The sequence below is a fragment of the Hymenobacter telluris genome, from assembly GCF_017313265.1.
Lineage (GTDB): Bacteria > Bacteroidota > Bacteroidia > Cytophagales > Hymenobacteraceae > Hymenobacter > Hymenobacter telluris.
The window spans coordinates 1-26,787 of sequence record NZ_JAFLQZ010000002.1; the positions used below are offsets into that span (position 1 = coordinate 1).

Annotated in this window: 14 protein-coding genes and 1 pseudogene; 13 read left to right on the forward strand and 2 right to left on the reverse strand. The window is 51.8% G+C overall.

What is annotated here, in order from left to right; all coding sequences use genetic code 11:
- Positions 1–983, reverse strand: a pseudogene (locus tag J0X19_RS02410) (carbohydrate-binding protein); the annotation flags it as partial.
- 1,394 nt (positions 984–2,377) lie between these two features.
- Between J0X19_RS02410 and J0X19_RS02415 the strand changes: the two are divergent.
- The 8 genes from J0X19_RS02415 (at position 2,378) to J0X19_RS02450 (ending at position 11,839) form a co-directional block, all read left to right on the forward strand.
- Positions 2,378–3,058, forward strand: a complete 681-nt coding sequence (locus tag J0X19_RS02415; RefSeq protein WP_206980523.1) for an HAD family hydrolase — start codon at positions 2,378–2,380, stop codon at positions 3,056–3,058.
- Entirely contained in the window at positions 3,055–4,095 is a 1,041-nt protein-coding gene (locus tag J0X19_RS02420) for a UbiA family prenyltransferase (RefSeq protein ID WP_206980532.1), read from the forward strand. The genes J0X19_RS02415 and J0X19_RS02420 overlap by 4 nt, the downstream gene beginning before the upstream one ends.
- Before the next feature lie 928 nt (positions 4,096–5,023).
- The gene (locus J0X19_RS02425; protein ID WP_206980534.1) at positions 5,024–5,905 is read left to right on the forward strand and encodes a hypothetical protein; all 882 of its coding nucleotides are present in this window, start codon (positions 5,024–5,026) and stop codon (positions 5,903–5,905) included.
- Between the two features lie 173 nt (positions 5,906–6,078).
- Positions 6,079–7,293: a glycosyltransferase family 2 protein gene (locus J0X19_RS02430; RefSeq protein ID WP_242581898.1), complete on the forward strand. Its 1,215-nt coding sequence runs from the start codon at positions 6,079–6,081 to the stop codon at positions 7,291–7,293.
- Between the two features lie 2 nt (positions 7,294–7,295).
- Positions 7,296–8,924 carry a glycosyltransferase gene (locus J0X19_RS02435; protein ID WP_206980537.1) on the forward strand — a complete coding sequence of 543 codons (1,629 nt, stop codon included), beginning with the start codon at positions 7,296–7,298 and terminating at the stop codon, positions 8,922–8,924.
- Positions 8,917–9,933: a polysaccharide deacetylase family protein gene (locus J0X19_RS02440; RefSeq protein ID WP_206980546.1), complete on the forward strand. Its 1,017-nt coding sequence runs from the start codon at positions 8,917–8,919 to the stop codon at positions 9,931–9,933. The genes J0X19_RS02435 and J0X19_RS02440 overlap by 8 nt, the downstream gene beginning before the upstream one ends.
- A gap of 10 nt (positions 9,934–9,943) precedes the next feature.
- Entirely contained in the window at positions 9,944–10,840 is an 897-nt protein-coding gene (locus tag J0X19_RS02445) for a glycosyltransferase family 2 protein (RefSeq protein WP_206980550.1), read from the forward strand.
- A gap of 12 nt (positions 10,841–10,852) precedes the next feature.
- Positions 10,853–11,839, forward strand: coding sequence for a glycosyltransferase family 2 protein (locus J0X19_RS02450; RefSeq protein WP_206980553.1), 987 nt, complete (start codon positions 10,853–10,855; stop codon positions 11,837–11,839).
- 26 nt (positions 11,840–11,865) lie between these two features.
- On the opposite strand, the gene J0X19_RS02455 is transcribed toward J0X19_RS02450, so the two are convergent.
- Positions 11,866–12,771, reverse strand: a complete 906-nt coding sequence (locus J0X19_RS02455; protein WP_242581901.1) for a glycosyltransferase family 2 protein — start codon at positions 12,769–12,771, stop codon at positions 11,866–11,868.
- 772 nt (positions 12,772–13,543) lie between these two features.
- On the opposite strand from J0X19_RS02455, the gene J0X19_RS02460 reads away from it, so the two are divergent.
- The 5 genes from J0X19_RS02460 to J0X19_RS02480 all read left to right on the forward strand — a co-directional run bounded on the left by J0X19_RS02460 (position 13,544) and on the right by J0X19_RS02480 (position 26,681).
- Complete coding sequence (locus tag J0X19_RS02460) at positions 13,544–14,797, forward strand: acyltransferase family protein (protein ID WP_206980557.1); 1,254 nt, start codon at positions 13,544–13,546, stop codon at positions 14,795–14,797.
- A 243-nt stretch (positions 14,798–15,040) separates the two neighbouring features.
- The gene (locus tag J0X19_RS02465; RefSeq protein WP_206980559.1) at positions 15,041–17,056 is read left to right on the forward strand and encodes a hypothetical protein; all 2,016 of its coding nucleotides are present in this window, start codon (positions 15,041–15,043) and stop codon (positions 17,054–17,056) included.
- Positions 17,057–17,663: 607 nt separating this feature from the next.
- Positions 17,664–20,372, forward strand: a complete 2,709-nt coding sequence (locus tag J0X19_RS02470) for a T9SS type A sorting domain-containing protein (protein WP_206980561.1) — start codon at positions 17,664–17,666, stop codon at positions 20,370–20,372.
- Between the two features lie 583 nt (positions 20,373–20,955).
- Positions 20,956–21,717 carry a T9SS type A sorting domain-containing protein gene (locus J0X19_RS02475; RefSeq protein ID WP_206980567.1) on the forward strand — a complete coding sequence of 254 codons (762 nt, stop codon included), beginning with the start codon at positions 20,956–20,958 and terminating at the stop codon, positions 21,715–21,717.
- Positions 21,718–22,796: 1,079 nt separating this feature from the next.
- On the forward strand, positions 22,797–26,681 hold the full coding sequence (locus J0X19_RS02480; RefSeq protein ID WP_206980591.1) for a PA14 domain-containing protein: 3,885 nt from the start codon (positions 22,797–22,799) through the stop codon (positions 26,679–26,681).
- The last annotated feature ends 106 nt before the right edge of the window (positions 26,682–26,787 follow it).

Genomic DNA, 26,787 nt, shown 5'->3' on the forward strand with positions numbered 1-26,787 from the left:
TTGCGGCCGTAGCGGGCGGCGAACTGGAAGGCGAGCTGGGCTTGTTCGCGGTAGGAGGCCGGGGCGGCGAAGTCGGCGCCATAGCGCACCGGCACGTTCTCGGCATCTCGCTCGGCGGCGGGGTAGGTGTTGGCCATCCAGCCCGGCATGGTCTTGAGGCACGCTAATACCTCAATGCCTTCCGCCTTCAAGCCAGTGTAAAGCGCATCATAGTTCCAGCTGCCCATGTGGGAGGGGTTGAAGGTGTAGGCGCCCTGCACCGACTCCAGTTTGTCCCAGTCCAGGTAGTGGCGCATGCCCCGGAAGTTGCGCATGGCTCTCATCCGGGTGGAATCTATAACTAACGGGTCATTACCGTCTTCCAGATCCCACTCAAAAGCATTAACACCGAAAGTTTTCTGCAACATTACGTGCTTCTGTTGAGCCAATTGGGCAGCAGTAGGCACGGGTGTGGCCGAAGGGGTGGGCAGCGTGTAGGAGCCATACAATTCCATCTCGGTGGGGTAGGCCCACGACGAGGTCAGGACGATGTAGCGGGCGTTGGTGATGACGTTGTCGAGGGTGAAGGTGGTGGGCCGGTTCGGGTACGGCCCGATCCACTGCTGGTCGTTCACGCCATGAAAGGCCCCAATCGGGATACGCTGCCAGGTGTCGGTGATGATGGAAATGGTCATCGGAGCCGAGGGGTTCTGACCCCAGCCGTCGAAGAGGCGGATGCTTTCAATAGTGAAGTTCTCACCCGGCTTGAGTGGGTAAAACGAGTCGAAGGTGCCAATCACCCGCCCGTAGCCGTTAGGTACATTGGCACTGGTAATGCCGTCGGTGAGAGCGGCTATGCCATCCGGCGAGTTAGTAACCTGAAACCAGCGGCTGCCATCAATCGGAATTTTACCGGTTGTTATTTGCTGCCCATGAGCAGTTGATACCAAGAAGTGACTTGCCAGAAAACCCAGCAGTGAGATTCCTTTATAGAAGTGTCTCATAGAAAAGAGTTAGTTATGTTTTCGAGGATTGATCAGACGCTATGAACCAAGCCATAGCCTGAAGAGTAGTGCGTAGAGGAGGACTAACTATTTTGGCCCTTTTATCAAGGAGAATTTTGTATTAAAATCAGTAAGCGAAAGTTTCTTAAAAGGCGTCAGAATGCCTGATTTATTCGTTGGTGACTTTTATAATTTTGCTTGATACCAAGTTAGGGGCGTATAACACCCTAGTAAAGCAGGACTGTTTATTTTCTAATAATAGTATAATATATTATGTATAAACCTCATAATAGAGGCGATTTTGTTCTTTTTATAGTTGTTGTTTATAAAAAAAGTTAAAGTTGATTTTAGTAATTATCTATTATTGATGTTTAATAAAATATAATTAAATTAAGTAGTTGCATATTTTTTATACTTGTTTGTTGCTTGTAGTTGCCTTGGTAGCAGCCTGAGCGATACTAGAATTATATTTATGTGCTTGGGTTGGGTGTATTTCCAAGGGTATCACTTCGCCTCTGCAAGGCGCAATTGGCGAGTGTGGCAGAGAACAGAAGCATTGAGCGACTCGACTCATTAGGTCGTTGTCCGTCAGCCAGCTATTTGCGCTGAAACCCCAGTAGTAGCAGTCACTTAGTTTCTGGTAGCTGCCGGCTGCCTCCTAGGGTAGCGCGGAGCAATGCACTGCTAGGTATGAGTTGTTCTTGGCCAGCCTATGACGGCAGCAGTGCCTCCATAAACGGCGGCGTTGGCGTTATTCCTTACTGATGAAAAGCTGAAAGCCCAGCAGACTAGAATGCGGTGCTAGCAGCGCTGCATTTGGCATGTGGCTAGCCGCATTACCACGGGTGTGAAGACTTGTCTCGATGGCTGTTAGCACAGTGCCAACGTGGTTTTTTCGCTTACCTGCCGTTGGTAATGTGAAAAGTAGAGCTAAGCTCTGCTTGCCCTGAAAGCTGGCAGGAGTAGAACGGTTATGAGGAATACGCCTGCTGTTCGATACCTGGCAGAAGGAACTGTTGCACGTTTTGGTGCCAGAGCATCACTGGTTACTGGCTAGTTCTTGCTGCTAAATCAAAGAAGCCTTACTCTCTGTTACTTACACTACAATGCGCCAGTACCAGGGCTTTAATAAGTGCCGAAGGCCATCAGTGATAGAAAGAAGGATTAGCGAGTGCATGATATAGGACAGTGATTTTTCAAATATTTCATACTCGTATTTGAATTTCACAAAATTACAAAGTAGTTTAGCATTTAAGTATTATATAATGTGGTTTTAGGTAGTGTCTGTTGCCGCCACGTAGCAGATTGGGCTCCGTCAATTCCGTGAGCTACTCACAAACTGACTTAAATCCGCCCAAATTTTTAGTGTAATGCCTTCGAAGTCGGTTGTTGATATGCGTAATGTAAAAGCTGTCATTTTTGATGTCGACGGCACTTTATACGAACAGTCGCGGCTTCGCTCAAAAATGCTGGTTGATTTGCTGGCTTACTACGCTTTGCGGCCCTGGCGGCTACAAGAAATGCGTATTCTCCAACGTTTCCGCTCGGAGCGGGAAAAGCGCCCCGGTGCCTCCGGCCCCGACCTGGAAAATGCCCAATACGCTTGGTGTGCCGACAAAGGGCGCTTTCCCATCCAAAAAGTCAGGCAGGTAGTAGACCGGTGGATGTTCACGCACCCCAACCAATACTTGCTGAACTGCGTCTATCCGGGTACGCACTCTTTTTTCGATGCTATCCGCCAGCAAGGCATCAAGATTGGCATCTACTCTGATTATAAAGCGCATGATAAACTGGCGGCCATGAAACTGGCGGCCGATATTGTGGTCAGCTCCACTGACCAAGAAATAGACCAGTTGAAACCGGCTCCGGCCGGGCTGCTTTACATTGCCGAAGCGCTGAACCTGGCTCCCGGGGAATGCCTGTTTATCGGGGACCGGCAAGAACTGGATGGGCTTTGTGCCGAGCGCGCCGGTATGCCTTATCTTATTGTTGATAAACAGCCTTTTAGCAGCTTCACTTTCTACCAAGACCTCGAACAACGTCTCCACACCACACTAGCATCTACTACATTATGAGTCAGAATACTATTTCTTCTGCCGCCCTGGCAAGCGAGCCTGAAGTGTCTTTGGTCCCGGCGGGACTGAAGGACTATATTGCTATTGCCCGCCCCGATAACTGGGCGAAAAACGTATTTATGATGCCTGGGGTGCTGTTTGCCCTCATCATTTACCGAGCCCCTCTCGACGCTGCTTTCCTGATTAAGCTGGTCATGGGCGTAGCCAGTACCTGTCTGGTAGCATCGGCCAACTACGTAATCAACGAGTACCTCGACGCCGAATTCGACAAGTTTCATCCCCTGAAGAAGAAGCGTACTTCGGTTGTGCGGGTGGTGAATCCGGTGCTAGTGTACTCAGAGTGGGCAGGCTTGGCTTTGGTAGGCTTTGCGCTGGCGTATCAGATTAGCCTACAGTTCCTGCTGGTATCGGCCTTCCTGCTGTTTATGGGGGTGATGTACAACGTACGGCCCTTCCGCACCAAAGAGCGGGTGTACCTGGATGTGCTGTCGGAGTCGGTCAACAACCCCATTCGGTTTGCGCTGGGGTGGTTTATTGTAGCGCCCGCTCTCACCTTTAGCGAGTTCGATGGCATTGCGTTTTTCAACAGCTTGCCCCCTTCCAGTATCATTGTTGCTTACTGGATGGGTGGTGCTTATCTGATGGCTACCAAGCGTTTCGCTGAATATCGGCTGATTAAGGACCCCGAGTTGGCTGGCCTGTATCGTCGGTCGTTCAAGTTCTACACCGAGCACAGCCTGCTGATATCCATGTTCTTTTATGCGCTGACTTCGGCTTTCTTCCTCGGGATATTCTTGGTGAAAAACCGCATCGAACTGCTGGTAAGCTTCCCGTTCTTCGCGCTCCTGTTCGCCTGGTATCTGCGGATTGGGCTGTTGGAAAACTCGCCGGTGCAAGGTTCCGAAAAGCTCTACACTCGCAAATGGTTTATGCTGTACGTAGTGCTGTTCTGCTGCCTGCTGGTCACGCTGATGTTCGTTGACATTCCGCTTCTGAGCAACCTGCTGGCCGACCATTACAACTTAAACCAGCGCTAATCCGCCACCAACGCTAGCTACCTATAAGCCAAAGACCGGGCTCCCAGGCGGATCCTGTCTTTGGCTTTGGTTTGCGTGATAAAGGTTATCGGTAAACACCCCACTCGAAAACACAGTCTGGTTGCTTTAAAGTAGCGCATAGCATTGCGTTGTTGCTGGCAGCTAAGCTCGAAACCGTCTTTATTTTCTTTTTTCAACTGCTATAGCGTTTTATATAAGTATGGCAAAGAAGTATTCCTTCTGGATTCTGTTTGGATTGTTACTTGTAATACACAGTTGTATACTGCTTTCCATCAACTATTTTCCTTTTGCTGATGTACCTAACCACTTAGCCGAGGCAACTGTATATAAATATTATGCTAGCACTTTCAATGATTTTGATAAGTATTACGAGCTGAATTATTTCATGTATCCTAATACATTTCATTTATTCTTTTTTTCGCTGCCAATATTTAGTAATGTAGAAATAGCCAATAAGATATTTCATCTGCTTATCATCACTAGCCTGCCACTGCTGGTTTTATTGGTTATAACGGAGCTGAAAGGCAACAAATGGTTTGCGGTTGCTTCCTTTATTCTGGTGTACGGCTTCAACCTAACGTTTGGCTTCACCGATAATGCGTTGGCTAACAATGTAGTGTTGCTGATTCTGTGGCTGTGGCTGCGGAGCGTGGATCAGCACAGGAACCACACAGCAGCCATGCTAGGTATTGCGGCCCTGCTGGTTGCCGTGTATTTCCTGCATGCCATGATGGCTCTGTTCTGCCTGCTGATGGTTTTTGCCTTCATCCTGTACCGCTACCGGACCAACTTTCCGGGCTTGGTAGCCCACTCATTTGTGCTGGTACCGCTAGGGCTCCTGATAGTATACTGGTGGTTTTTCCTGCAACACTCAGCCGAAAGCACCACGGGCTACCGCAACGAAGACGTGTCCACTTTGCAGTCGATGAAGGGGTACTACGCCTCCGAGTTTCTGCAAACTTATAAGTGGCGACTCATGTTTTTGTTTGCTGATAACTACCAGTTGTTTGCAGGAAATGCTGGCTACCTTACAGGTGTTTTGCTTTCATTTATTCTGATTTCACCTATTTTTTATATTGTTTATAAATTATTTTTTGGTAAAAAGAAGTATCTAGAAGTGGTTCCTGCTTTGCAGGACAATAAGTTTGTTTATATTCTTATTTTATTTGTAGTAGCTGCTGTTTGCTTTTTTCTGCTGCCCAAACGAATTCCAGGGCAGGAGCCGCTGTATGAACGGTTCTGCACAATATTGTTGTTGTCTATTCTCTTTATTGGGTGCAGAATATTTCAGGAGAATAACCGGATATTTGCTGGTGCCGCCGTTTTGGTAGCCATAGTGCACTTGGCATTATGGGGGCAATATTTTCAGCAATTCGACCGGGAAAACCAGAATTTTGCGGAATTGCTGCCACAAGACAAAACCAAAGTGCTGTCGTATCTGAATTACGACCCGGCTTTTCGGGGCCGCATGGTGTACGACCAGTTTCAGAACTACTTCATTGTGCGCAAACAAGGTATTGCCACCAGCAAAATCATTGATTTTCGGTTTGGAATGATTCGGCGCAAGGAAAGCGGCGGCCTACCTACTCAAGGTGACATCTACCGGGGCGCCGGCCCTCGTGAGTTGATGAAAAGAGCCGATTACCTTTTGGTGAGGGGAGTGCCTAGTCCTGATCATCAGCGCATTCTGGACTCATTGGGTACTTTCAGCCAAATAAAAACCCTTGGGAAGTGGCATCTTCTAGAAAAGCAAGCCGCTCCCAGCGCGGTGGCCACAGTAGAGAACTAGCTGGAGGATGAGCCCGACCCGGAGCCGCCAGGATCGGTTGCAGTGAAATTCAGCCTACCTTGGATTGCCTTTTTCGCTTGAATAATCAGAGAGCAGTCTTCAGCAGGGCCCCCAACATGAGTTCTTACCCGCCTTACCATATCACCCATGTGCAGTTGCATGCCCAGCCGGGTATGCCGCAGCTTGCCCAAAACGGGCAGGGTAACTATTTGGTATTCTGGTGGGAGCAGATTGCGTTGGGCGATGTGTACCTGGAAGCCGACCAAGTGCCTGATGAAGAAGCATACCGGGCTATTGTGCTAAAGGCTATTACGCCTGCCGTGCAGCATTACGCCGCCAAAACCGGCCACCCCCCCAACCATTGGTCCGCTTGGTATAGTCAGCAGGAATTTGCGCGGTGGATTAGCTGGATGCAAACGGTGTTTGCGCCATACCAGCATGCTGCCTTGCCGCCACGGGTGCCCGTATCAGTGGTGATTTGCACCCGCAACCGAGCCGCTATTCTGCGGCTTTGTCTGGAGTCGTTGAGGGGCCTTGCCTGTCAGCCCGAAGAAATTGTGGTGGTAGATAATGCACCTACTGATGACAGCACCCAGCAAGTAGTAGCCGCTTACCCCGGCGTTCGGTATTGCGTGGAGCCCCGCCCTGGTTTGTCGCACGCTCGCAATACGGGGGTGGCTCAGGCTTCTTGCAGTATTCTGGCTTTCACCGATGATGATGTGGTGCTACATCCTGACTGGGTGTATCAGGTGTGGCAAACCTTCCAGGACCAAACGGTTTTTGCCATGACCGGACTGGTATTGGTGTCGGAACTACAAACGGAGGCCCAGCAGATATTCGAGAAGCACTGGAGCTTCAACCGCGGCTACCAGGACATTTATTACGACCCGGCGTACTTGCAGCGGGTGTTGCCCACCGGGCCACCAGTGTGGCACATTGGGGCCGGCGCCAACAATGCCTTTCGCAAAGCAGTGTTCGAGGAAGTGGGGCTGTTCGATGAGCGGTTGGGTGCCGGCGCATCGGGCTGTAGCGAAGATTCTGAAATGTGGTTTCGGATTCTAACGCACGGCCACACCATCCATTACAACCCGCGCGCCGTGGTATACCACGCGCACCGCCAACACCTGCACGAGCTGCAAAAACAGATTTTTGCTTACATGAGGGGGCACGCTGCCGCTGCCCTCATTCAGCAGGAGCAATGCCCGCAGGCGGGGTACACCAACTATCTGTATTGGAGCATGCCCAAGTATTATGCTCTTCTGATAAGAATCGGCTTTCCTTTTTTTCGTTTCCGGAGCCGGACGCTGTGGACAGAGGTAAAAGGCCTGGCTTCAGGAGTGCTCTTTTATTATCGGAACCGGAAGCGGGCTTCCAACTTACCCTCTTAGTCATGGCCGCTCCCACGCCTGCGTATCCATTGGTTTCAGTTATTATTCCGTGCTACAACCATGGGCGGTATCTACCGGAAGCCTTTGCCAGCGTTTGGCAGCAAGACTATCCGGCAGTGGAAGTGGTGGTAGTAGATGATGGCTCAACTGATACCACCCGGGCCGTAACCGCCACCGACCCGCGGGTGAAGTATGTTTATCAGGAAAACCAGGGACTATCTGCGGCGCGCAACACTGGCATCGACCATAGTACCGGGCAATATCTGGTGTTTCTTGATGCCGATGACTGGTTGCTGCCCGACGCGCTAAAAATCAATGCCGGGTATCTGATTCAAAATCCGGCGCTGGCGTTTGTGTCGGGAGGGCACGACAAGGTGTTTACGGCTCTAGGGCGCATCAAGCAGGAGGCGCAGGAAGTTACCACCGACCATTATCTGCACATGCTGCAAGGCAATTATATCGGTATGCACGCCACCGTTATGTACCAGCGCTGGGTGTTCGATGCGGTGCGCTACGATCCTACCCTCCGGGCCTGCGAGGATTACGACGTGTACTTGCGCATTGCCCGCACTCACCCGGTTGCCCATCATACGCACCGGATTGCCGCCTACCGCCTACACGACACCAATATGTCGGGCAATATCCCGATGATGCTACGCACAGTGCTGGCCGTGCAAGCGCGGCAGCAGCCTCTATTGCGCACCGATGCAGAAAAGCAAGCGTACGCACACGGCCAATTCGTGTGGAAAAAGTATTATAGTGAAGAAATTTATTACAAAATAATGGCTGGTGCAAAACCGGCTACTCTGGCTGAGTTAACTACTTTGCTCTCTCTGAAACCACGCTTCGTACTGCGTTACATCCTCCAGCACCAGACCCCTATGATCAAGAAAACCATCAAGAAGATTACTCCCAATTCTGGGTTGCGTCTGCTGCATAAAGTGGGAGCTTACAACCAGTACATGCCTGCTATTGGCAAAGTAGACTTGGGAGACTTTGCGCGCACCACGCCCTTTAGCACCGAGTTTGGCTACGACCGGGGCGGCCCCGTGGACCGCTACTACATCGAAAAATTCCTTACGCAGGAAGCCCCATCTATCAAAGGCCGAATCCTAGAGATAGGCGACAATGAGTACACGCTACGGTTTGGCAAAACGCAGGTGTTGCACAGCGACATTCTGCACGTGGATGCCAGCAATCCGCATGCTACCTTCATCGGCGACCTAAGCAACGCCCCGCATATTCCGGATAATACGTTTGACTGCGTGGTGCTCACCCAAACGCTGCACCTCATTTACGAGTACAAGCAGGCGCTGGCCACTTGCCACCGGATTCTGAAACCTGGCGGCGTGCTGCTGCTTACTGTGCCCGGCATTACGCCCATCGACCACGGCGAATGGAAGAAAACCTGGTACTGGTCGTTTACGGATAGTGCTTTGCATCGGCTGATGGCTGAAACCTTTCCCTCCGATAGCCTGACCATCACTTCGTACGGCAACGTATTTATTGCTACGGCCTTTCTCTACGGTTTGGGCTTGCAGGAGGTAACCCCAGCGCAGTTGGATGTGTATGATCCACAATTTCAGGTGATTAATGCGGTGAAAGCCGTAAAAGCTTATCCTCTTGCTTAAGCGTTTACGTTCCGTTCTGGGTTTGGCGTTGCCGCATCAGGCGTGCGTACTGATGTACCACCGCATTGCCAGCCCGGAAGCAGATATCTGGAAAATTGCCGTTGAGCCGGCCAACTTCGAGCAGCAAATCCAGTTCCTGGCCAAGAAAAGCACCGTTTTGTCGGTGCCGGAACTGGTAGAGGCCCTCAGCAAAAAGCAGGTTCGAAGCAATACGGTAGCCCTCACCTTCGATGATGGCTACGCCGACAACTTTCTGGTGGCGAAACCCATTCTCGACCACTATGGAGTGCCGGCTACTTTCTTCGTGGCCTCTCAAACCATCGACACAGCAGAGGAATTCTGGTGGGACGAGCTGGAAAACATCCTGCTGTTTACGCCGCAGCTCCCCACCACTTTTTCTCTGACTATTGCCGGCGAAGTGGTAGTTGGCTCCTTGGAACAGGAAGCGCACCTAAGCGCCGCCTTGCGGCAGCAGCTACAGCGCTGGGATGCCTGCGACGAGCCTGCTCCTTCGCGCCGGGCCGGCTTATTTCTGGAAGTATGGCGGAAGTTGCGGCTTCTGCCGTACACCGAGCAGCAACAGTATCTGCGCACTATTCGGGAGTGGGCAGGCGTACTGCCCAGCCAGCGGCCCGACTATCGGGCCCTGTCGTTGGCAGAATTGCGAGAGTTAGGAGCCAGTGAGCTGCACACTATTGGGTTGCACACGCACACGCATCCGGCGTTGGCATTTCATGCCGCCAAAGTGCAACAGCACGAAATCCAAAGCAACCAGTCCTTCCTGGAGCAAGAAACCGGCCGGCAACCAACCATCTTAGCGTATCCTTACGGCAACCACAATCAGGAAACCATAGCCGTAGCAGCCGAGTTGAAACTACAGGCCTGTTTCACCACCGAAGTAAAACCAGTGAACCGCGACGCAGACAAATTTCGGCTGGGGCGGTTTCAAGTGCTGAACAGCCCCTTATCTTCTTTCGCTCAGCAGCTACGCAAGTGGCAATCAGGCTAATCCGCTTCTTATGGTCGATTCTCGTTTCCCCCTTGTTTCCGTAGTGGTCGGCTTTCTCAATGAAGAGCGGTTTCTGGCCGAAACTATTGAAAGCGTACTGCACCAAACCTATCCGCACTGGGAATTGCTGCTGGTTGATGATGGTTCCACCGATCAAAGTACTGCTATTGCCAAGCATTACGCCGCCCGGTCGGAGGGGCGGATTATCTACTGTGAGCATGAGGGCCACCGCAACCGTGGAGTAACGGCTAGCCGCAACTATGGCGTGCAACTAGCTAAGGGTGAGCTGATTTGCATACTGGATGCCGACGATGTATGGCTGCCCACTAAGCTAGCCGAACAGGTTGCGCTTTTTCAGCAGTACCCCGGCATCGGGATGGTGGCAGAAGCTTCCGAATACTGGTACTCCTGGGAAGATGCCACCAAAGAAGACACCGTTGTGCTGGTAGGAGCCCCCGGCGGCCGCGCATACCAGCCTACCGAGCTACTGTATCTGCTGTATCCGTTGGTGCCCACGCCGGCACCCTGCCCATCGGGCCTGATGCTCACCAAGCAAGCCATTCTGAATGCCGGCGGCTTCGAGGAGTCTTTCACCAAGAAGTATCAACTGTATGAGGATCAGGCGTTTTTGTGTAAGATCTATCTAGCTGAGCGGGTGTACATCTCGGCGGCTTGCAACAACCGGTACCGCCAACGAGACGGTTCGTGCGTGCAGTCAGTGAATGAGGCAGGCCAGTACCATGAAGCCCGAAGGTTCTTCCTAAACTGGTTTGAAGCGTATTTGCGCGAACGGAATATTGCAGATTCGAAGCTAACGAAGTTGCTTGCCAAGTCTATTATGTTAAATAAAGTATCGGGCCTGTATGCTAAAGGAAAATTGTCGTTGAAGAAAGTGTTGAATAAGTAACCGAACATATTTATGCCTCGTTTATCCGTTTTGATGCCGGTGTATAATGCAGAGAAATTTTTGGCTGAGGCCATTGATAGTATTTTACAGCAAACCTTTACTGATTTCGAGTTTATTGTTATTGATGATTGCTCAACTGATTCGAGTGTAGCTATTGTTGAATCGTATCAGGATACCCGAATTCGATTGTATCGTAATGCCAGTAATTCAGGTATTTCCTACACGCTTAATAGAGGAATAGAATTAGCCGCCACCGACCTAATTGCGCGGATGGACGCCGATGATATTAGCTATCCGCAGCGGTTGCAACTACAGTATGATTATTTGCTGGCACATCCCGACTGTGCTATGGTTTCTTCGTTTGCCAGAATGATAACGGAAGAAAAGGAAGTAATCAGAATAGATGATTTTAAAAGCAAGCTGTATTACTATAATCTAACATTCTCCTGCTGGATTTATCACCCAACGGTAGTGTACCGCAAGCAGGCAGTGCAGCAAGTGGGCATGTATTCAGTGCCTTACGCCGAAGATTTTGACTTGTGGTGGCAGCTTTCGCGCCTCTTCGTAATTACTACACTGCCCGAAGTTTTACTTGATTACCGCGTTACCAGCCAGAGCTTGCATCAAGTGCAGAAAAGGCAAGAATACACGCAAGCTCAGCAAGACCAGATATTACGCAATATTCGCTATTACGCTGGTCCAGAGTATTATATTTCTGCCAACCACGTAGAGTGTTTGCAGCATAACTTCCAGCCGTTGCTGGATGAACAAAGCGTAAGTAGCGTACTGGAATGCTTGCGTAAGTTGGATTTTATATCGTCCTGCATTCTGGAAAAAGAAAACCCTAATCTTGATAAAGAAGACGTAGTAGAAGGTGCTTTTTACAAAAAATTATTTATTGCTCACTATTATATAGACCACCTGCCAAAACTGAAAGCTGCGCTTCTTGCTGCAAAACTAGGTTTGTTTAAAAAGTCGATAAGTGTTCTTATAAAATAATAATTGCTTATTATTTTAAGTGAATATTAATAATAATTAATAGCCATTTTAACTAAAAGCTTTGCTACTTTTCCATATAGTTTATAGTCTTTGTGCATATGTAAAAGCTGTTTTATAAAGCTTAGAGTCATTTTACGGTTGTGAGCCGTATGCCATACCTCTTCAGCTGTATACATGCCATAATGGCTGTGATAAGCTCTGGATTTTTTTAATAGCTCCTGTCTTTGATGAACAGGTATGTGTTGCTGGATGTATGACATGGCAAGCTCCAGGTCCAGAAAATACTCCCCATACGCGTGCTTGTTGCCAGATATCGAATTGGAGTGTCTGCGGTAGTCCGCTAGAATGTGGGGCGTATAGGCTATAGGATAGTTACGTGCAATGCGTACCCACATTTCCCAATCCTCCCCGTAGGTTATGCCATAAAACGAACCTAATTGCTCGTATACTTCTCGCTTAACAGCTATGGCCGCGTACTGAATTCTGTTGTTCTGGCTGATTTTGAGAAGCCAGTCGGGCAAAAGTCCCGGTTGCGGCGCTTCAATTGGGTGATCATACAATCTTTGGCCGCTTTCATTCATGTAACCAAAGCGGCAGAAGCCTGCTCCTGCTTCAGGGTATTGATTCAGCAAATGGCCAAGCTCCTCATAAAATCCTGGCCGTATTCTGTCGTCGCCGTGTAGCAGGTGGACTAGGCGCCCCCGTGAGCGGTTGATACAGGTTTCAAAGTTGCGTAGGCTGCCAACGTTATGTGCTTGGCGGAAGTAATGTATTCGGCCTTTGCCGACGCGCTGCACTAACGCCTCAACATCGGTATCGGTGCTGGCATCATCCACCACCTCAATTTGCATATCTGCTGCTGTTAGAGCCTGTACCAATACACTCTCCAAGGCTTCTGGCAGAAACTGACTGCAATTATATACAGGAATCATGACCGACCACAGAGGCCGTACCTCATAGCCGGGAAGTGGTGGAATGATTGGCGGTGCTAAAGGAATCCTATCCATAAAATGCAATCAGACCGCAGTAAGCAGAATATCAACTATGAAAATTATGCGCTAAGATGGTATATTTCCTAGTATGATTCAACATTTCTCTTAGGCATGCACAAGAGTACCGTTGAGCATAGGTGAGTTAATTGCCTGAACAGGAGCCCAGTTGTTTCTGTTTTATGTATTTGTGTTTGATGATTAAGCGGCTGAATTATAATTAGTTATATGTGAATAATTGAATTCCAATAATTCTCTGTGAGCTAGTTGATATTACTAGCAAAAGATTCAGGGAATAGGGGTGGTTCTGCTACATGCCTGATAAACGGATCATTGCTGGTTGATAGCGGTATCAGAAAATTCATATTTGCATTATTTGATTATAAAGCACGGAAAAAGCAACTTAAGTAAGGATAATTGTAGGATAATTGTTTAATAAACTATAAAATATTTGAGTTGTTGGGCTGTTGAGCTATATTTGTAGCTTCAGTAGTAGAGATAAATGCTTGTCAATGAGGATTGTATTAGTAGCAAGCAATGATCCTAGTTGTTTTGCTCTCTAATTCACGAGCATAATCTGAATAGGGCAGAATTGTTGGATGCCGGATCTATTCCGTCTGACAAAGCCATTTTACCAACAATAGCGCGCTGGGTTGTTAGTGAGAAAACAACGTTGCATTTCATATGCAAGCCCGCTGGCATTACCGCACTACCTATGGTGACTACCACTTCTTCTGAACAGGGTAAAGACAGGAACGCTATTTACTTTCCTGGCCTTAATGCCTTACGATATTTTGCTGCGGCTGCTGTAGTAGTGTGCCACGTGGAGGAAATGAAAGGAATCAGTCTGTATACCAATTGGTACGCTACTGTTTACGGGTTAGGCACTCTGGCAGTGACATTCTTTTTTGTGTTGAGTGGTTTCCTGATTACTTATTTGCTGCTTGTTGAGAAAGAAAAAATCAATACCGTTCGGATAAAGAATTTCTATATCCGACGGGCATTGCGGATTTGGCCGTTATATTATCTGATTGGCGCACTAGGATTACTAGTAATTCCGCATATCAGTTCGTTGGCAATACCGGAGTTTTCCGCTAAGGTGATACCAGCATATCCAACCAATATAGCATTGTATGCATTGTTCTTGCCCAATATTGCGGCGGGCTTAAAATATTATGTGCCCTACGCTTCACACTTATGGTCGGTGGGAGTGGAGGAGCAATTTTATTTGTTTTGGCCCTGGATATTTAAATATGTAAAAAAGCCTCTGCCCGTTATTATATCTGTGATTGTAGCCTTTGTGCTGATGCGCGTGTGCTGTAGCTATGCACTGGCACACTGGCCCGAACGGCAGGTGGAGTTGAGCATGCTGTACAAAATACTCGATTTAACCCGCATTGATTGTATGGCAGTAGGTGGTGTTGGAGCCTATATGGTGTTTCGAGATTTTTCCTGGTTTCGGGCGTATTTTATCAACTACAAAGCTGAGCTAGCTTCCTTGATTATACCCTTAGTGCTTATTGCAACGTCTACGAAGCTTGGTGATATTCAGCATACTGTATATTCATTCTGCTTTTTAATTTTTATAATTAATGTTTCCTGTGGTAGTAAGTCGTTCTTTCGTTTAGAGGGTAAAGTGTGGACTTTCTTAGGGAATATTTCTTATTCCATTTATATGTATCAGTATTTAGCAATTGGCATTGTAATGGTGCTGTTCAAAAAAGCTAATGCTTTATCTTTTACCATGCCCTATAATATAGCCTTCCATCTTTTGAGCCAGGTATTGGTGATTATCTTGGCTCAGCTTTCCTACCGCTTCCTCGAAACACCTTTTTTAAAGCTCAAGAAGAAGTTCATGGTTGTGCAGAGTACTACCAATTCTCCTGATGCAGGCTATACGCCTTTGGCAGCCAATGCCTTGAGTGATGCTGCCACGCTTGCCAAAGCCAGCAACGCCACGGGGGGGTAACTACACGGCTGCTCAGCAAGTAAGTGGCATCCCAACAGTTGCGGCGGCTTATAAAAACCGCAACACTGATGCTACGCGCCATTCTGGTAGCTTAGGGCGCAGTATTTGCCAGTGCGGGCAGGGCTCCTGCTGATGCTATTGGGCAAAACTCCATGTACTTATAACCCCCGAAAGATGACAGAGCAGGTATGTTCGTACGGCACCCGATTTTCAACGAAGCTGGCGGCAGTGTTATTCCTGCTCTTGTACTCCATAGCGTGTAGCTCCTGTAGCCAGCCTTCGGATGCGGGAAGCGCCGACCCCAACACAATTCCTATCAGCAGTAAATACTGGTATCAGCTCAACAATACGGGCGACCAGACGACGGATAGTACCGGCTTGCAACAACTGACGGACGGCGTCACCGATAAAGAGGTGTTCATGGGCTGGGGCAAGCTCCTGCCTAACTATGAGTCATACTATGAGTTCAAGGACCTGTCGGACGTTTCAATAACCAAAATCAGGTTTTTCGATGGGCAGAATTCCTTTGCCAAGCAGCCCTTCAAGCTGTACGCCAAAGCCTCGGCCACTACCGAGCCTGTGTTGCTGGCCACCTTTACCGGTGATGCCTATGGCCAATGGATAGAAGTGAGCCTGCCGAAGCCCGTGCCAGCGCAGTACTTAGTAGTGAATGCGTGGTGGGGTTTCCCAACGGAAATGCAGCTGTTCGGAACCTATAAGAAGCGCCCGGCCGTGGCGCTGCAACCTAAAAAGCCGGTAAAGCTTGCCAACGAGCTGGGGGTCAACTCCTTTGTGTGGGAATTTTTGCAAAACAACGAGGACCCCAACATCCGCGACCGGGTATACGAGCCGAATATGGCCTTGATGCAGGCCTTCACTCAATTTCGGGATTATGTGGACTGGGGAAAAATAGAAGATGCCCCCGGCAAATTCGCATTCAACCCCACCGTATCGGGGGGCTGGAACTACGACTTGCAGTATAAGCGGCTGAAGGCGGAAGGCAAAGAGGTGCTTGCTTGCTTGAAAACGGTGCCAAACTGGTTTCTGGAAAGCAACTACCCTGCCGACCAGCGAGATGCCGAGAATATACCAGCTGCCTTCAAAGCCGACTTGCTGGCGCCGGCATCTTACCAGCAGCAAGCCAAATTTGCGTTCCAGTTTGCTGCTCGGTACGGGAGCAACACCAAGGTAAACCCCAGCTTGTTGAGCGGGGTAATGACCGGGCCGGTGTATGCTACGGCTCCGGAAGCCGGTGTCCGGACGCGGGAGGTAGGGCTGGGCTACATCAGGTACATCGAGTGTGAAAACGAGCGGGATAAGTGGTGGAAGGGCCGCAAAGCCTACCAAACCGCCCGCGAATACGCGGCCAACCTCTCCGCCTTTTACGATGGCCACAAGAACACGATGGGCCCCGGTGTGGGCGTCAAAAACGCCGACCCCACCATGCAAGTGGTGATGGGTGGCACCGCTTCCCCCACCACCGATTACCTCCGCGGCATTATCGATTGGTGCAAGGAGCACCGGGGCTACAAAGCCGATGGCACCGTGGATTTGTGCTTTGATGTTATCAACTACCACTGCTATTCCAACGCTTCGGGCGTGTCGCAGAGCAATACCTCGGCCCGCGGCGCGGCCCCCGAAGTGACGGGCATTGGCCGCTACGCCGACGACTTTGTGGCGCTAGGCCGCGAATACAACAAAGAGGTTTGGGTGACGGAGGCTGGCTACGACGTTAACGCTACCAGCCCGTTGCGCGCCCCTGCTATCGGCAGCAAAACGCCCGAGCAAGTACAGGCCGACTGGATTCTGCGCACGGCGCTGCTTTACGCGCGGCACGGCGTAAACCGGCTCTTTCTTTATCAAACGTATGATTTGAGCCTCACCAGCGGTGAGCAGTTTGCATCGTCGGGCCTGCTGAATGCCAGCACCCACCGCCGTAAGCCCGCCGCCGATTATCTGTACCAAGCTCAAAAGCTGATGGGCAACTACGTGTACAAGGAAACCATCAGCCAGAACCCGCTGGTAGACCGGTACGAGCTCAATGGCCAATCCATCTACTCCTTGGTGATGCCAACCGAAGATGGAAAAACGGGTAGTTACACGCTCAACTTAGGCAAAGCGGGAACGGCGCAAGTGTACACTCCCAAAATCGGCGCTGATGCTATGACGGCGCGAGTAGCCACTGGTGCGAGCGGCGCACTAAAGCTACCTGTAACCGAAACCCCCATTTTCGTGCGGCCTGCAACCAGCGCACAATAGCCCAACAGGCAGGCAAACATTTGCACCCTCAAGCCAGAAAGCCCCCGAGCCGCCGCTCGGGGGCTTTCTGGCTTCAAAACAGCTCGTACTGCGCATTGGCGTAAGAAACATGGCCTCTGCTGCCTCACATGAACATGTGAGGCAGTGAGTTGCGGCTAGTTGCCAATGGTTGGTGTATGTGATTGATATACAGTTGCTTGTGAAATGAATAGCCAAGTGGAATAACTAATGCTCCTCATTAAGCGGAGATCAACAAATAGCAATAGCATTTACTATTCTGAATATTATATACATATTTGCCTATCATTATTTTTTACTACTGTTTATATGAATAGTTACAGCTTAACAGTAGCGGACACTACCTGTGCAGCTTGGCTGCTGCTTGGTGCGCCAAATAGAAGCGCAGCACCGCCAGGTGCTACATCACCACCATAAATCTGCTCGTGAGAACTGCCACTCTTGCCTCACTAATGAGGACAGGATGTGCAGGAAAGCGACGGACTGCAAACTACCCGTTGCCATTAGAAGCTAACAGTCAACCTGCCCTACAGCAAGCGGAACACTCTCCGCTCTTATTTCTTTTTTCACCCCAATTCCTTTCCAACCGATGAAAAACGTCGACCCATCAGATTTGCGGCTGCTAACAGCCGACGGCCCCCTCTCGGTGCCCGACTACACCCGTACCGCCCGCGCTTGGAAGGCCAAGCTTGTCCTGTTTTTGTGCTTGCTACTATGCAGCATGAGCACCCGCAGCTTTGCCGCCGCCGACAGCAAGGGCACCGACTTCTGGCTAACTTTCCCAGGCAACTATGTCAGCGGCTCGACGCTCACTTTATTTATTGCGGGCGACGTTGCCACTACGGGCAACGTCAGTATCCCTGGCTTGAGCTTCAGCAGTAACTTCAGCGTTACGCCTGGTGCTGTTACGTCGATAATCATTCCGGCAGGAGCGGAGCTTTTTGCTTCCAGCACTGTCGGCAACAATGGCATCCACGTTACATCTGCACAGGAAGTGACTATATACGGCCTGAACCGTCAGCAATTTACCACTGACGCGTATTTGGCGCTGCCTACTGATGTACTCGGTACCCAGTACATTAACCTGGCTTATTCAAACACTTCAGGATTAGATGGTACGCAATTAGCTGTTGTGGGTACTGTTAATGGTACCGTAGTAACTATTACGCCTTCGGTAGCGGCTGACAGTCATCCGGCAGGCGTCCCTTACAATGTTACCCTGAACCAAGGGCAAACCTATCTGCTAAGAAGCACAGCCCTTAGCAACACCGTGGACCTTTCCGGCAGCATCATCTCCTCAACCGCACCTATTGCTGTCTTTGGTGGGCATAAGTGCGCCAACGTGCCACATAACCACTCTGCCTGTGACCATTTAGTTGAGCAACTGCCTCCTACTACTGCCTGGGGCAAGCAGTTCGTATCAGTGCCACTCAAGACCCGGCTCAACGGCGACACCTTCCGATTCTTGGCTTCCACTAATAATACTCAGGTTCGGGTTAATGGCACTTTGGTGGCCACTCTCAACCGCGGTCAGTTTCACGAGCGTGTTATTGCCGGATCGGCTCAAATTGTTGCTACCGAGCCTATTCTGGTAGCTCAATATTCCAACGGGTCGTCGTTTGACGGGGTAACTTCCGACCCCTTCATGATGCTGATTCCGCCGTTCGAGCAGTTCTTGGGTAGCTATACGGTTACTACGCCTGCCACCGGTTTCTCCGGCAACTACATCAACGTGGTAGCCCCCGCGGCAGCAGTGGGTACGGTTCGGCTGGATGGAGTGGTAATTCCGGCGTCAAGCTTCAGTGCCATTGGCAGCAGCGGCTTTTCGGGCGCGCAGCTTACCGTGAGCTTAGGCACTCACCAAGTAACGGGCGGCATCTATCCAATTGGGGCTTTCGTGTACGGCTTCGATTCCTATGATTCGTATGGTTATCCGGGCGGGCAGTCGTTTGCGCCGGTAGCTACCGTCACCAGCCTCGCGCTGACCCCGGCTACGGGCAATGCCCAAACCGGTAGCCAGTACTGCGTGTCGGCAACGGTGCGCGACCAATTCAACAATCCGGTGGTAGGCGTGCGGGTGGATTTTGCCGTTAGTGGCGCCAACAGCACGTCTGGCTTTGCCAATACCGATGCCAACGGCGTAGCACCTTTCTGCTACATTGGCACCAATGCCGGTACTGATAACATTGTAGCCAGCCTTGGCGCCCTGAGCCGTACCGTGCAAGTTACCTGGACCTCAACTTGCGCCTTGCAGCTGACAACGGCCGTAACCAACGCCGGGTGCGGCGCACTGGGTGCCATCAACCTGAGCGTGGCCGGCGGCACCGGCCCTTATACCTATGCCTGGACTGGCCCTGGCGGCTTCACGGCCACTACCGAGGATATCAGCGGGCTTGCGGCGGGTACGTATTCGGTTACGGTTACCGATAATACCACGCAGTGCACCGCCACTACTTCGGCCACTGTAACGAGCACGGGTACCGACACCACTCCACCCGTACTGCGGGCCGCAGGCTTCATCACAGCTCTCGAAAGCAACGGCACCCGCACCATTGAGGCCGCCGACGTAGATTGGGGCAGCACTGACGCATGCAGCGGCATTGCCACCATGACGATTAGCCCGAGCACCTTCACCTGCGCCAACGTGGGCCCCAACCAAGTGACGCTCACCGTAACCGACAACGCCGGTAACTCTGCTAGCGAAACGGTAACGGTTATCCTACTCGACAATTCGGCGCCGGTGTTGCGGGTGGCTGGCTTCCAGACGCAGTTGCAGAATGGAACCCGCACCATCTTCCCCGTGGATATTGACTACGGCAGCTTCGACAACTGCGGTACCCTGGCCTCCACAACGATTAGCCCGAGCACTTTCACCTGCGCTAACGTAGGTCCGAACCAAGTGACGTTCACGGCCACCGACAACTCCGGCAACGTGTCTACGCAGACGGTGACGGTTATCATCCTAGCCGATGGTACCTGCCCACCACCAGCAGTGCGGCCAGCTGACAGCAACACCAGCGTGGCCGCCGGTTCGGTGCAGGAGTTGCAAGTGTATCCGAACCCGGCCGGGGCACAGGCTACGCTTAGCTTCGCAGCCGAGCGGACGGAAGCGGCTCAAGTGCTGGTGTACAATCAGTTAGGCCGGGTAGTGGCCACCCTGTACCAAGGGCCGGTGCAAGCCGGGCAGCGCTACAGCTTCACCCTCAAAAGCCAGGACCTGCCCGCCGGTTTGTATTCGTGCCAGGTGCGTACGGCCGGAGCCGCTGCTAAAACCACGCGCCTGCTTATCGTGAAGTAAGCATAAGCCGCAAGGCCGCATTCAAATACACCAACGGGGTGGGGGAGCCAAGCTCCTTCACCCCGTTGGTGTTTAGGTATATCTGGGGGGGGCTGCTTGCATTCGTTTGCATTGCTAGTAGGTAATGAATAATAGGATGGAATGAATTTTATCAGTTACATTTATACTTGTTATAGGTCAATTATCTGTCAATAGTGAAACTATGTTTCAATACGTACGTTAGCGGGCTGATGAGCAGCCTATCCTCTCTATAGGGGACGTAATAACTCCTTTCCAAAGTCTTTCAGGCTGTTTTGGCATTTCAAAGCGTGAAATACAGCTTGATAAAAGCTTGATTTCAATTTTTCACCTATTTATTACCTGTTCCGGTTACCACCTCATGCAACACATTAACTCTGATTGCCTTCCTAATTCCCACCAGTACTTCCTGCCACCGCCTGCCACTGCCCGCTTTGCTCGTACATTCAGCTCCTCACTGCGTACCCGGCTCGTGCACTCCTTATTGTTGCCAGCGGTGTTGCTCTGTGGCACTGCCAAACAGAGCTTTGCTCAATCCACCTGCGCATTGCAGCTGACAACAGCAGTGACCAACGCAGAATGCGGAACGCTGGGCGCCGTTAACCTGGGGGTAAGCGGCGGCACGGGCTCTTACACCTATGCCTGGACCGGTCCGAGCGGTTTCAGAGCCAGCACCGAAGACTTGAGCAGCTTGGCGGCCGGTACCTATGCCGTTACTGTCACCGATAACGCCACCCAATGCTCGGCCACTACTACCGCTACCATTGCGTCCATCCCCGACACCACCCCGCCGGTGCTCCGGGCGGCTGGTTTCGAAGTTACGTTGGTTAATGGAGCGGCTACCATCCTGGCCGACGACGTGGATTACGGCAGCTTCGATACGTGCAGCGGCTTGGCTTCTATCCGCATTAGCCCCAGCACGTTCAGCTGCGCCAACGTGGGGTCCAACAACGTCACCTTCACCGCCACCGACAATGCGGGCAACACGGCTTCTGCTATAGTAACTGTGATTGTACAAGCTGATGCTACTTGCCTGCCGCTGTCGGGTACTACGGCGGCTACCGCTCCTCAGCGGCTGCAAGTGTATCCGAATCCGGCTACTAGCGCCGCTACATTGGCATTCATTGCCGAAAAATCTGGCGCGGCACAATTGGCGGTATACAATAGCCTGGGCCAGCAGGTTGCACTGCTTTACAACGGCGCGGTGCAGGCCGGCCGTGAATACCGATTCACGCTGCAAAGTGAGGCACTGGCTGGCGGAGTATATACGTGCCGGGTGCGCACGGCCGGCCACGTGTATACCACCCGCTTACTGATTGCCAAATAGACGAATACGTTACATTGCATACACCAACGGGGTGGGGAAGCTAGGCTTCTCCACCCCGTTTTTTTTGTGAAGCAGCCCCGGCATCAGCAATAACAGGAAGCCTGCCTAGTGCTGAGGTGCCGCCTCAGGCAAAAGGTAGTTATGTGAGTTACCATAGGCTGGAAGCTGCACGGATACAAGCTGAGTTCGGTGGTGAAGACATCTGTACATTAAAACGGACACGGCTGACAATTTTTGTTTGACCTATTAAATGTTGATAATCAATTATTTGCATATGAATGCAGGCTTTCCAGTATATGTTCAGCTTTTAATGTGTTGCCGACAGCTGAGATTGTGATAGTCCTAAACTGCTCAGGAAACCGACTAAAAAGGCAGTTACTATATAGTAGTACTTTAAGGTGAAACTATGGAATTTGAAAAGACTTGGCAATGCACAACGGATTGCACTTAAGCTCAAAAATATTATGCAATCGATTGCTATTATCCTCTTTATATATGGGCAGCTGCATACATTGGTTTCTATGCAAGTAGGTGTTTCTGGTATACCAAATTGAGGTCAGGGTCTATAAACAAGTTGATACTGTCATAATTGTAGAAAGAATTACAATTTTACTAGATAGAGCAGATAATTTTCAACAGATAAAAAATTTGTATTTAGATTTACAACCGTCAAAGTAGACGAATGGATATTCGCTGTATTTATAAGCGAATAACGAGCGAGTCTTGTAGATACATATAATCTAACTCGGGTCGAAAAAGTGCAATACTTTGACGCTATTGCCGCCGCTAGTAGGTACAGAAGTGAATAGGTACCTATATCATACACTCATTTCACTTCGATGAGTGTATAGTAACCGCCAGAGCACCAGCTCTTAGCAACCATCTTTCAGCTCAGATAGGAGTTAGGGAAAGTGGCTGCCTACACAACGAGCTAACTGAAAGCAGGCCTTGTGTCGCCACAAGGCACTTATAGTACGCTGTCCGAACAGTTCATCAAAACAGATACCAAGGGGTCTGGCTGATGCTGTATGCCCTTACCATACCAACCACAACCGCGCCTTTTACCTACTCTTTTTTCAATGGGGAACACCAACAAAGCCAGCATGCTGGTAGCTTACCTAATTAGCTACCTGCTCATTTTCTCTGCCTACGGCCAGAATACAGGCTCCCGAATTGGCATCACGGCCATTACGCCAAGCATCAACACAGGGCAGAACTACAACCCCTGGTTGAACGATAACATGAACGACCTGGTGGCCGACCACTGGGCACCCATCAACCAGCAGTACATCGACGTTACGCTCACGCTGGCCAGCCAGACCAACATTACTCGGCTCTCACTCTATGATTATCAGGGGGTTTTCACGAACCGGCCGGCTACCATCTACGCCCTAAACGGTACCCAACGCACCTTGCTAGGAACGTTTACGGGGCAGACCTATATGAACTGGGTGGACATGGTGGCTGCTACGCCTATTACGGCCAATGCCATTGTTATTCATAAGTATGGCAACAACATCCCGGTTAAGCTGAAGATTTTCGGTAACCCCATCAGCACTACTCCGGCTCAGGTACAGTCGGTTATCAGCTTTGGAGCCTTAGCCACCAGAACGGCAGGAACGGCTCCTTTTGACCTGGTAGCAAGCAGCAACAACACGGCTACCCCCATTACGTTCTCGTCTTCCAACTCATCGGTCGTATCGGTTTCGAACTCGAGCGGGCGCTGGCAGGCCACGGTGGGTGCTGCGGGTACAGCTACTATTACGGCTTCGCAAGCTGGCAATTCGGCGTATTTGGCGGCGGCCAACGTAGCGCAAACCTTGGTGGTGCAGGCGCCGGCCCCTACGCAGGTGCAGTCAGTTATCAACTTCCCGGCTATTCCCAACAAAACAACCGGGGCTGCTGCGTTTGATTTGGTAGCCACGAGCAACAACACGGCCACGCCCATTACGTTCGTGTCCTCCAACCCGGCGGTGCTAACTGTTTCCAACTCAGGCGGCCGTTGGCAGGCCTTGGTTGGTACGCCGGGCACGGCTACCATCACAGCGTCACAAGCTGGCAACACGGCCTACCTGGCCGCTGTTAATGCAACCCAAACTGTAACGGTGCAGGTAGTATCCAGCGGAACATCCCTCGCCGGTAAAATTCCGATTGATGGCAGCCGCTGGTTCCAGATTACCAATTCCCCCGACGATTTGCGCGCCCTCACCGATGGCGTCACCAGCGTGAACGTGCCCAACGGCTACGGGCGGGTGATTGGCACCTTCGACTCGTTCTACCCGCTCAAGCCGGGCGAAACGTTCCGTATTGAAAGCATCCGCCTTTTCGACGGCTGGGGCCAGAACCCCTCGGCCCCGATGACCATTTCCGTCATCACCGATACCTGGCAGCGCGTGCATGTTGGCTCTTTCAACGGCGTAAACGACCAGCAGTGGATTGGGCCGTACCCGAACCGGCCCACCACCTTCACCCTCGACAACGTCATCACCAACGCCCGCTACATCGTCCTGACCTCGTCGTGGGCCTACCCCACCGAAATGGAATTGTATGGCTCCTACACGCTGCCCACCCCTTCGGCCACGCCCGTGCCTACCGCTGCGGGGTTGGCTAGCCAAAAGCACGTAGAACTCCGTCAGGCTTGTGGTGTTAACGCTTTCGAGTGGGATGTTATTGATGGGGCTAACCCGCTAGTAGTGGACCCAGCACGAGTGGCGGCCATAAAGAACTTCAACGGAATCCGCCACTACCTGGATTGGGACAAACTGGAGTCGGTGCAGGGCGCCTACACCTTCAACCCCTCCCACATGGGCAGCTGGAACTATGATGCCATGTACCAGAGCCTCAAAACAGAAGGAGTTGAAGTGCTGGCTTGTCTTAAAACGATGCCGGGCTGGATGTTGAATACGTATCCTGCTGGAGAGCGAGATGCCGAGAACGTGCCGGTGCGCTACGGGGCCGACTTCGCCGCCCCGGCCTCCTACCGCGAACAAGCCCAGCTCGCCTTCCAGTTCGCCGCCCGCTACGGCCGCAACCCCAGCGTCGACCGCAGCCTGCTGCGCGTGAGCCAGGCCCCCCCCCGCTGGACCAACGACCCCGTCAACCAGGTCCGCGTCGGCCTGGACCTGATTACCTACATCGAGTGCGACAACGAGCGCGACAAGTGGTGGAAAGGCCGCCTGGGCTACCAGACCGCCTTCGAGTACGCCGCCAACCTCTCCGCCTTCTACGACGGCCACAAAAATACCCTCGGCCCCGGCGTGGGCGTCAAAAACGCCGACCCCACCATGCAAGTGGTCATGGGCGGGCTGGCCTCGCCCAACCCCGACTACGTCAAGGGCATGGTCGAGTGGTGCCGCCAGCACCGCGGCTACAAGCCCGACGGCTCGGTCAACCTGTGCTGGGACATCATCAACTACCACCACTACGCCAACGACGCCGGCTCCTCGCAGGGCGGCAACCCCACCCGCGGCAGCGCCCCGGAAGTCTCCGACGCCGGCGAGCGGGCCGCCGCCTTCCTGCGCATGGCCCACGAGTACGCCGGCGACATGCCCGTGTGGATCACCGAGACCGGCTACGACCACCACCAGGGCAGCCCGCTCAAGGCCATTGCCGTCGGCGGCCGCTCGGTGGAGCAGACCCAGGCCGACTGGATCCTGCGCTCGAGCCTGAGCTATGCGCGCTGGGGCATCGAGCGCGTGTTTCACTACCAGGCCTACGACGACAACCCGACCAGCAGCATCCAGTTCGGCTCGATGGGCCTGCTGAACAGCAACCGCACCCCGCGCCTGGCCGCGCAGTACTTGCAGCAGACCCAGCGCCTGCTCGGCCGCTACCGCTTCGAGCAGACCCTGAACGCCGACCCGCTCGTGGACCGCTACAGCCTCAACGGCCAAAGCGCCTACATGCTCGTCGTGCCTGATGAGCGCGGGCGTACGGCCTCCTATACTTTGCAAGTAGGAAACATAGCTTACGCCGATGTGTATCGCCCGCAAGCTAACAGCATCAGCATGAGCGTACAGCGCGTGAGCGTTACCAATGGCCAGATTCAGCTTAACGTGACGGAAACTCCGCTCTTCGTGCTGCCAGCTGGCACTACTACAACCATTGCGCCGCCAGTACCCACTGCTTGCTCGGCAACCGGTACGATTTTGCGCGAGCAGTGGAACAACGTGAACGGCTGGGCAGTGAGTGATATTCCGCTGAAAACCATGCCAAGCAGCACCAGCCAACTCACTCAGCTGGAAAGCAATGCTAACATCGGCAGCTCATACGGCGCCCGTATCCGGGGGTACATTTGCGCACCCCAGACCGGGGCCTATACCTTCTGGATTTCCGGCGACGACAACTGTGAGCTGTGGCTGAGTACGGATGACAATCCGGACAACAGAGTCAAGATTGCCAGTGTAGAGGGCAATGGCGCCTGGACTAATGCCCGCGAATGGTATAAGTATCCGTCTCAGCAGTCGGCGCAGGTAAACCTGGTTGCCGGTGGCCGCTACTACGTTGAAGTGTTGCACAAGGAAGATGCCGGCGGCGACGTAGTGAGCGTAGCCTGGCGCATGCCGAACAGCGTTATGGAAGGCCCAATTCTTGGTAATCGGCTTTCTCCTTACGTAGAAGGCGCAAACCGCTCGGCTGCTACTTCCAGCACAACTGCTGTGGCCGGCACCGCTCTTGCTACTACTGCCGCCGGAACAGGCAAAACCGCCGAACTAACGGCTGCTCCGAATCCTTTCAGCCAGGATAGCTACGTGCGGTTCAAGATGGCTGCTGCTGGCAAGGCTACAGTGGTTGTGTACGACATGCAGGGCCGCCAGGTACGGAAGCTGTTTTCTGGTAGCCTGAAAGCGTTGCAAGTGCAGGAAGTGCAGTTTAAAGCAGAAGAGTTGCCTGCCGGTATTTACACCATTCGCCTCACCACCGATACCGAGGTGGTGCACCAGCGGGTGATACTAACCAAATAATAGGGTCTTCCCGCGCAGTACACCTGTGTGCTGCGCGGGAGGATACTGCGGAGTAGCTTTTGTACAAGCTCTGCAACGAAAAGGGGACTCTGCTCAGCAGAGTCCC

What these genes read in the sequence shown, in the direction of transcription:
- J0X19_RS02415 (WP_206980523.1), top strand. Translation starts at nt 2,378, where the DNA reads ATGCGTAATGTAAAAGCTGTCATTTTTGATGTCGACGGCACTTTATAC.
- J0X19_RS02480 (WP_206980591.1), top strand. Translation starts at nt 22,797, where the DNA reads ATGGGGAACACCAACAAAGCCAGCATGCTGGTAGCTTACCTAATTAGC.
- J0X19_RS02460 (WP_206980557.1), top strand. Translation starts at nt 13,544, where the DNA reads ATGGTGACTACCACTTCTTCTGAACAGGGTAAAGACAGGAACGCTATT.
- J0X19_RS02430 (WP_242581898.1), top strand. Translation starts at nt 6,079, where the DNA reads ATGCCGCAGCTTGCCCAAAACGGGCAGGGTAACTATTTGGTATTCTGG.
- J0X19_RS02450 (WP_206980553.1), top strand. Translation starts at nt 10,853, where the DNA reads ATGCCTCGTTTATCCGTTTTGATGCCGGTGTATAATGCAGAGAAATTT.
- J0X19_RS02455 (WP_242581901.1), bottom strand. Translation starts at nt 12,771, where the DNA reads ATGATTCCTGTATATAATTGCAGTCAGTTTCTGCCAGAAGCCTTGGAG.
- J0X19_RS02470 (WP_206980561.1), top strand. Translation starts at nt 17,664, where the DNA reads ATGAAAAACGTCGACCCATCAGATTTGCGGCTGCTAACAGCCGACGGC.
- J0X19_RS02420 (WP_206980532.1), top strand. Translation starts at nt 3,055, where the DNA reads ATGAGTCAGAATACTATTTCTTCTGCCGCCCTGGCAAGCGAGCCTGAA.
- J0X19_RS02445 (WP_206980550.1), top strand. Translation starts at nt 9,944, where the DNA reads ATGGTCGATTCTCGTTTCCCCCTTGTTTCCGTAGTGGTCGGCTTTCTC.
- J0X19_RS02435 (WP_206980537.1), top strand. Translation starts at nt 7,296, where the DNA reads ATGGCCGCTCCCACGCCTGCGTATCCATTGGTTTCAGTTATTATTCCG.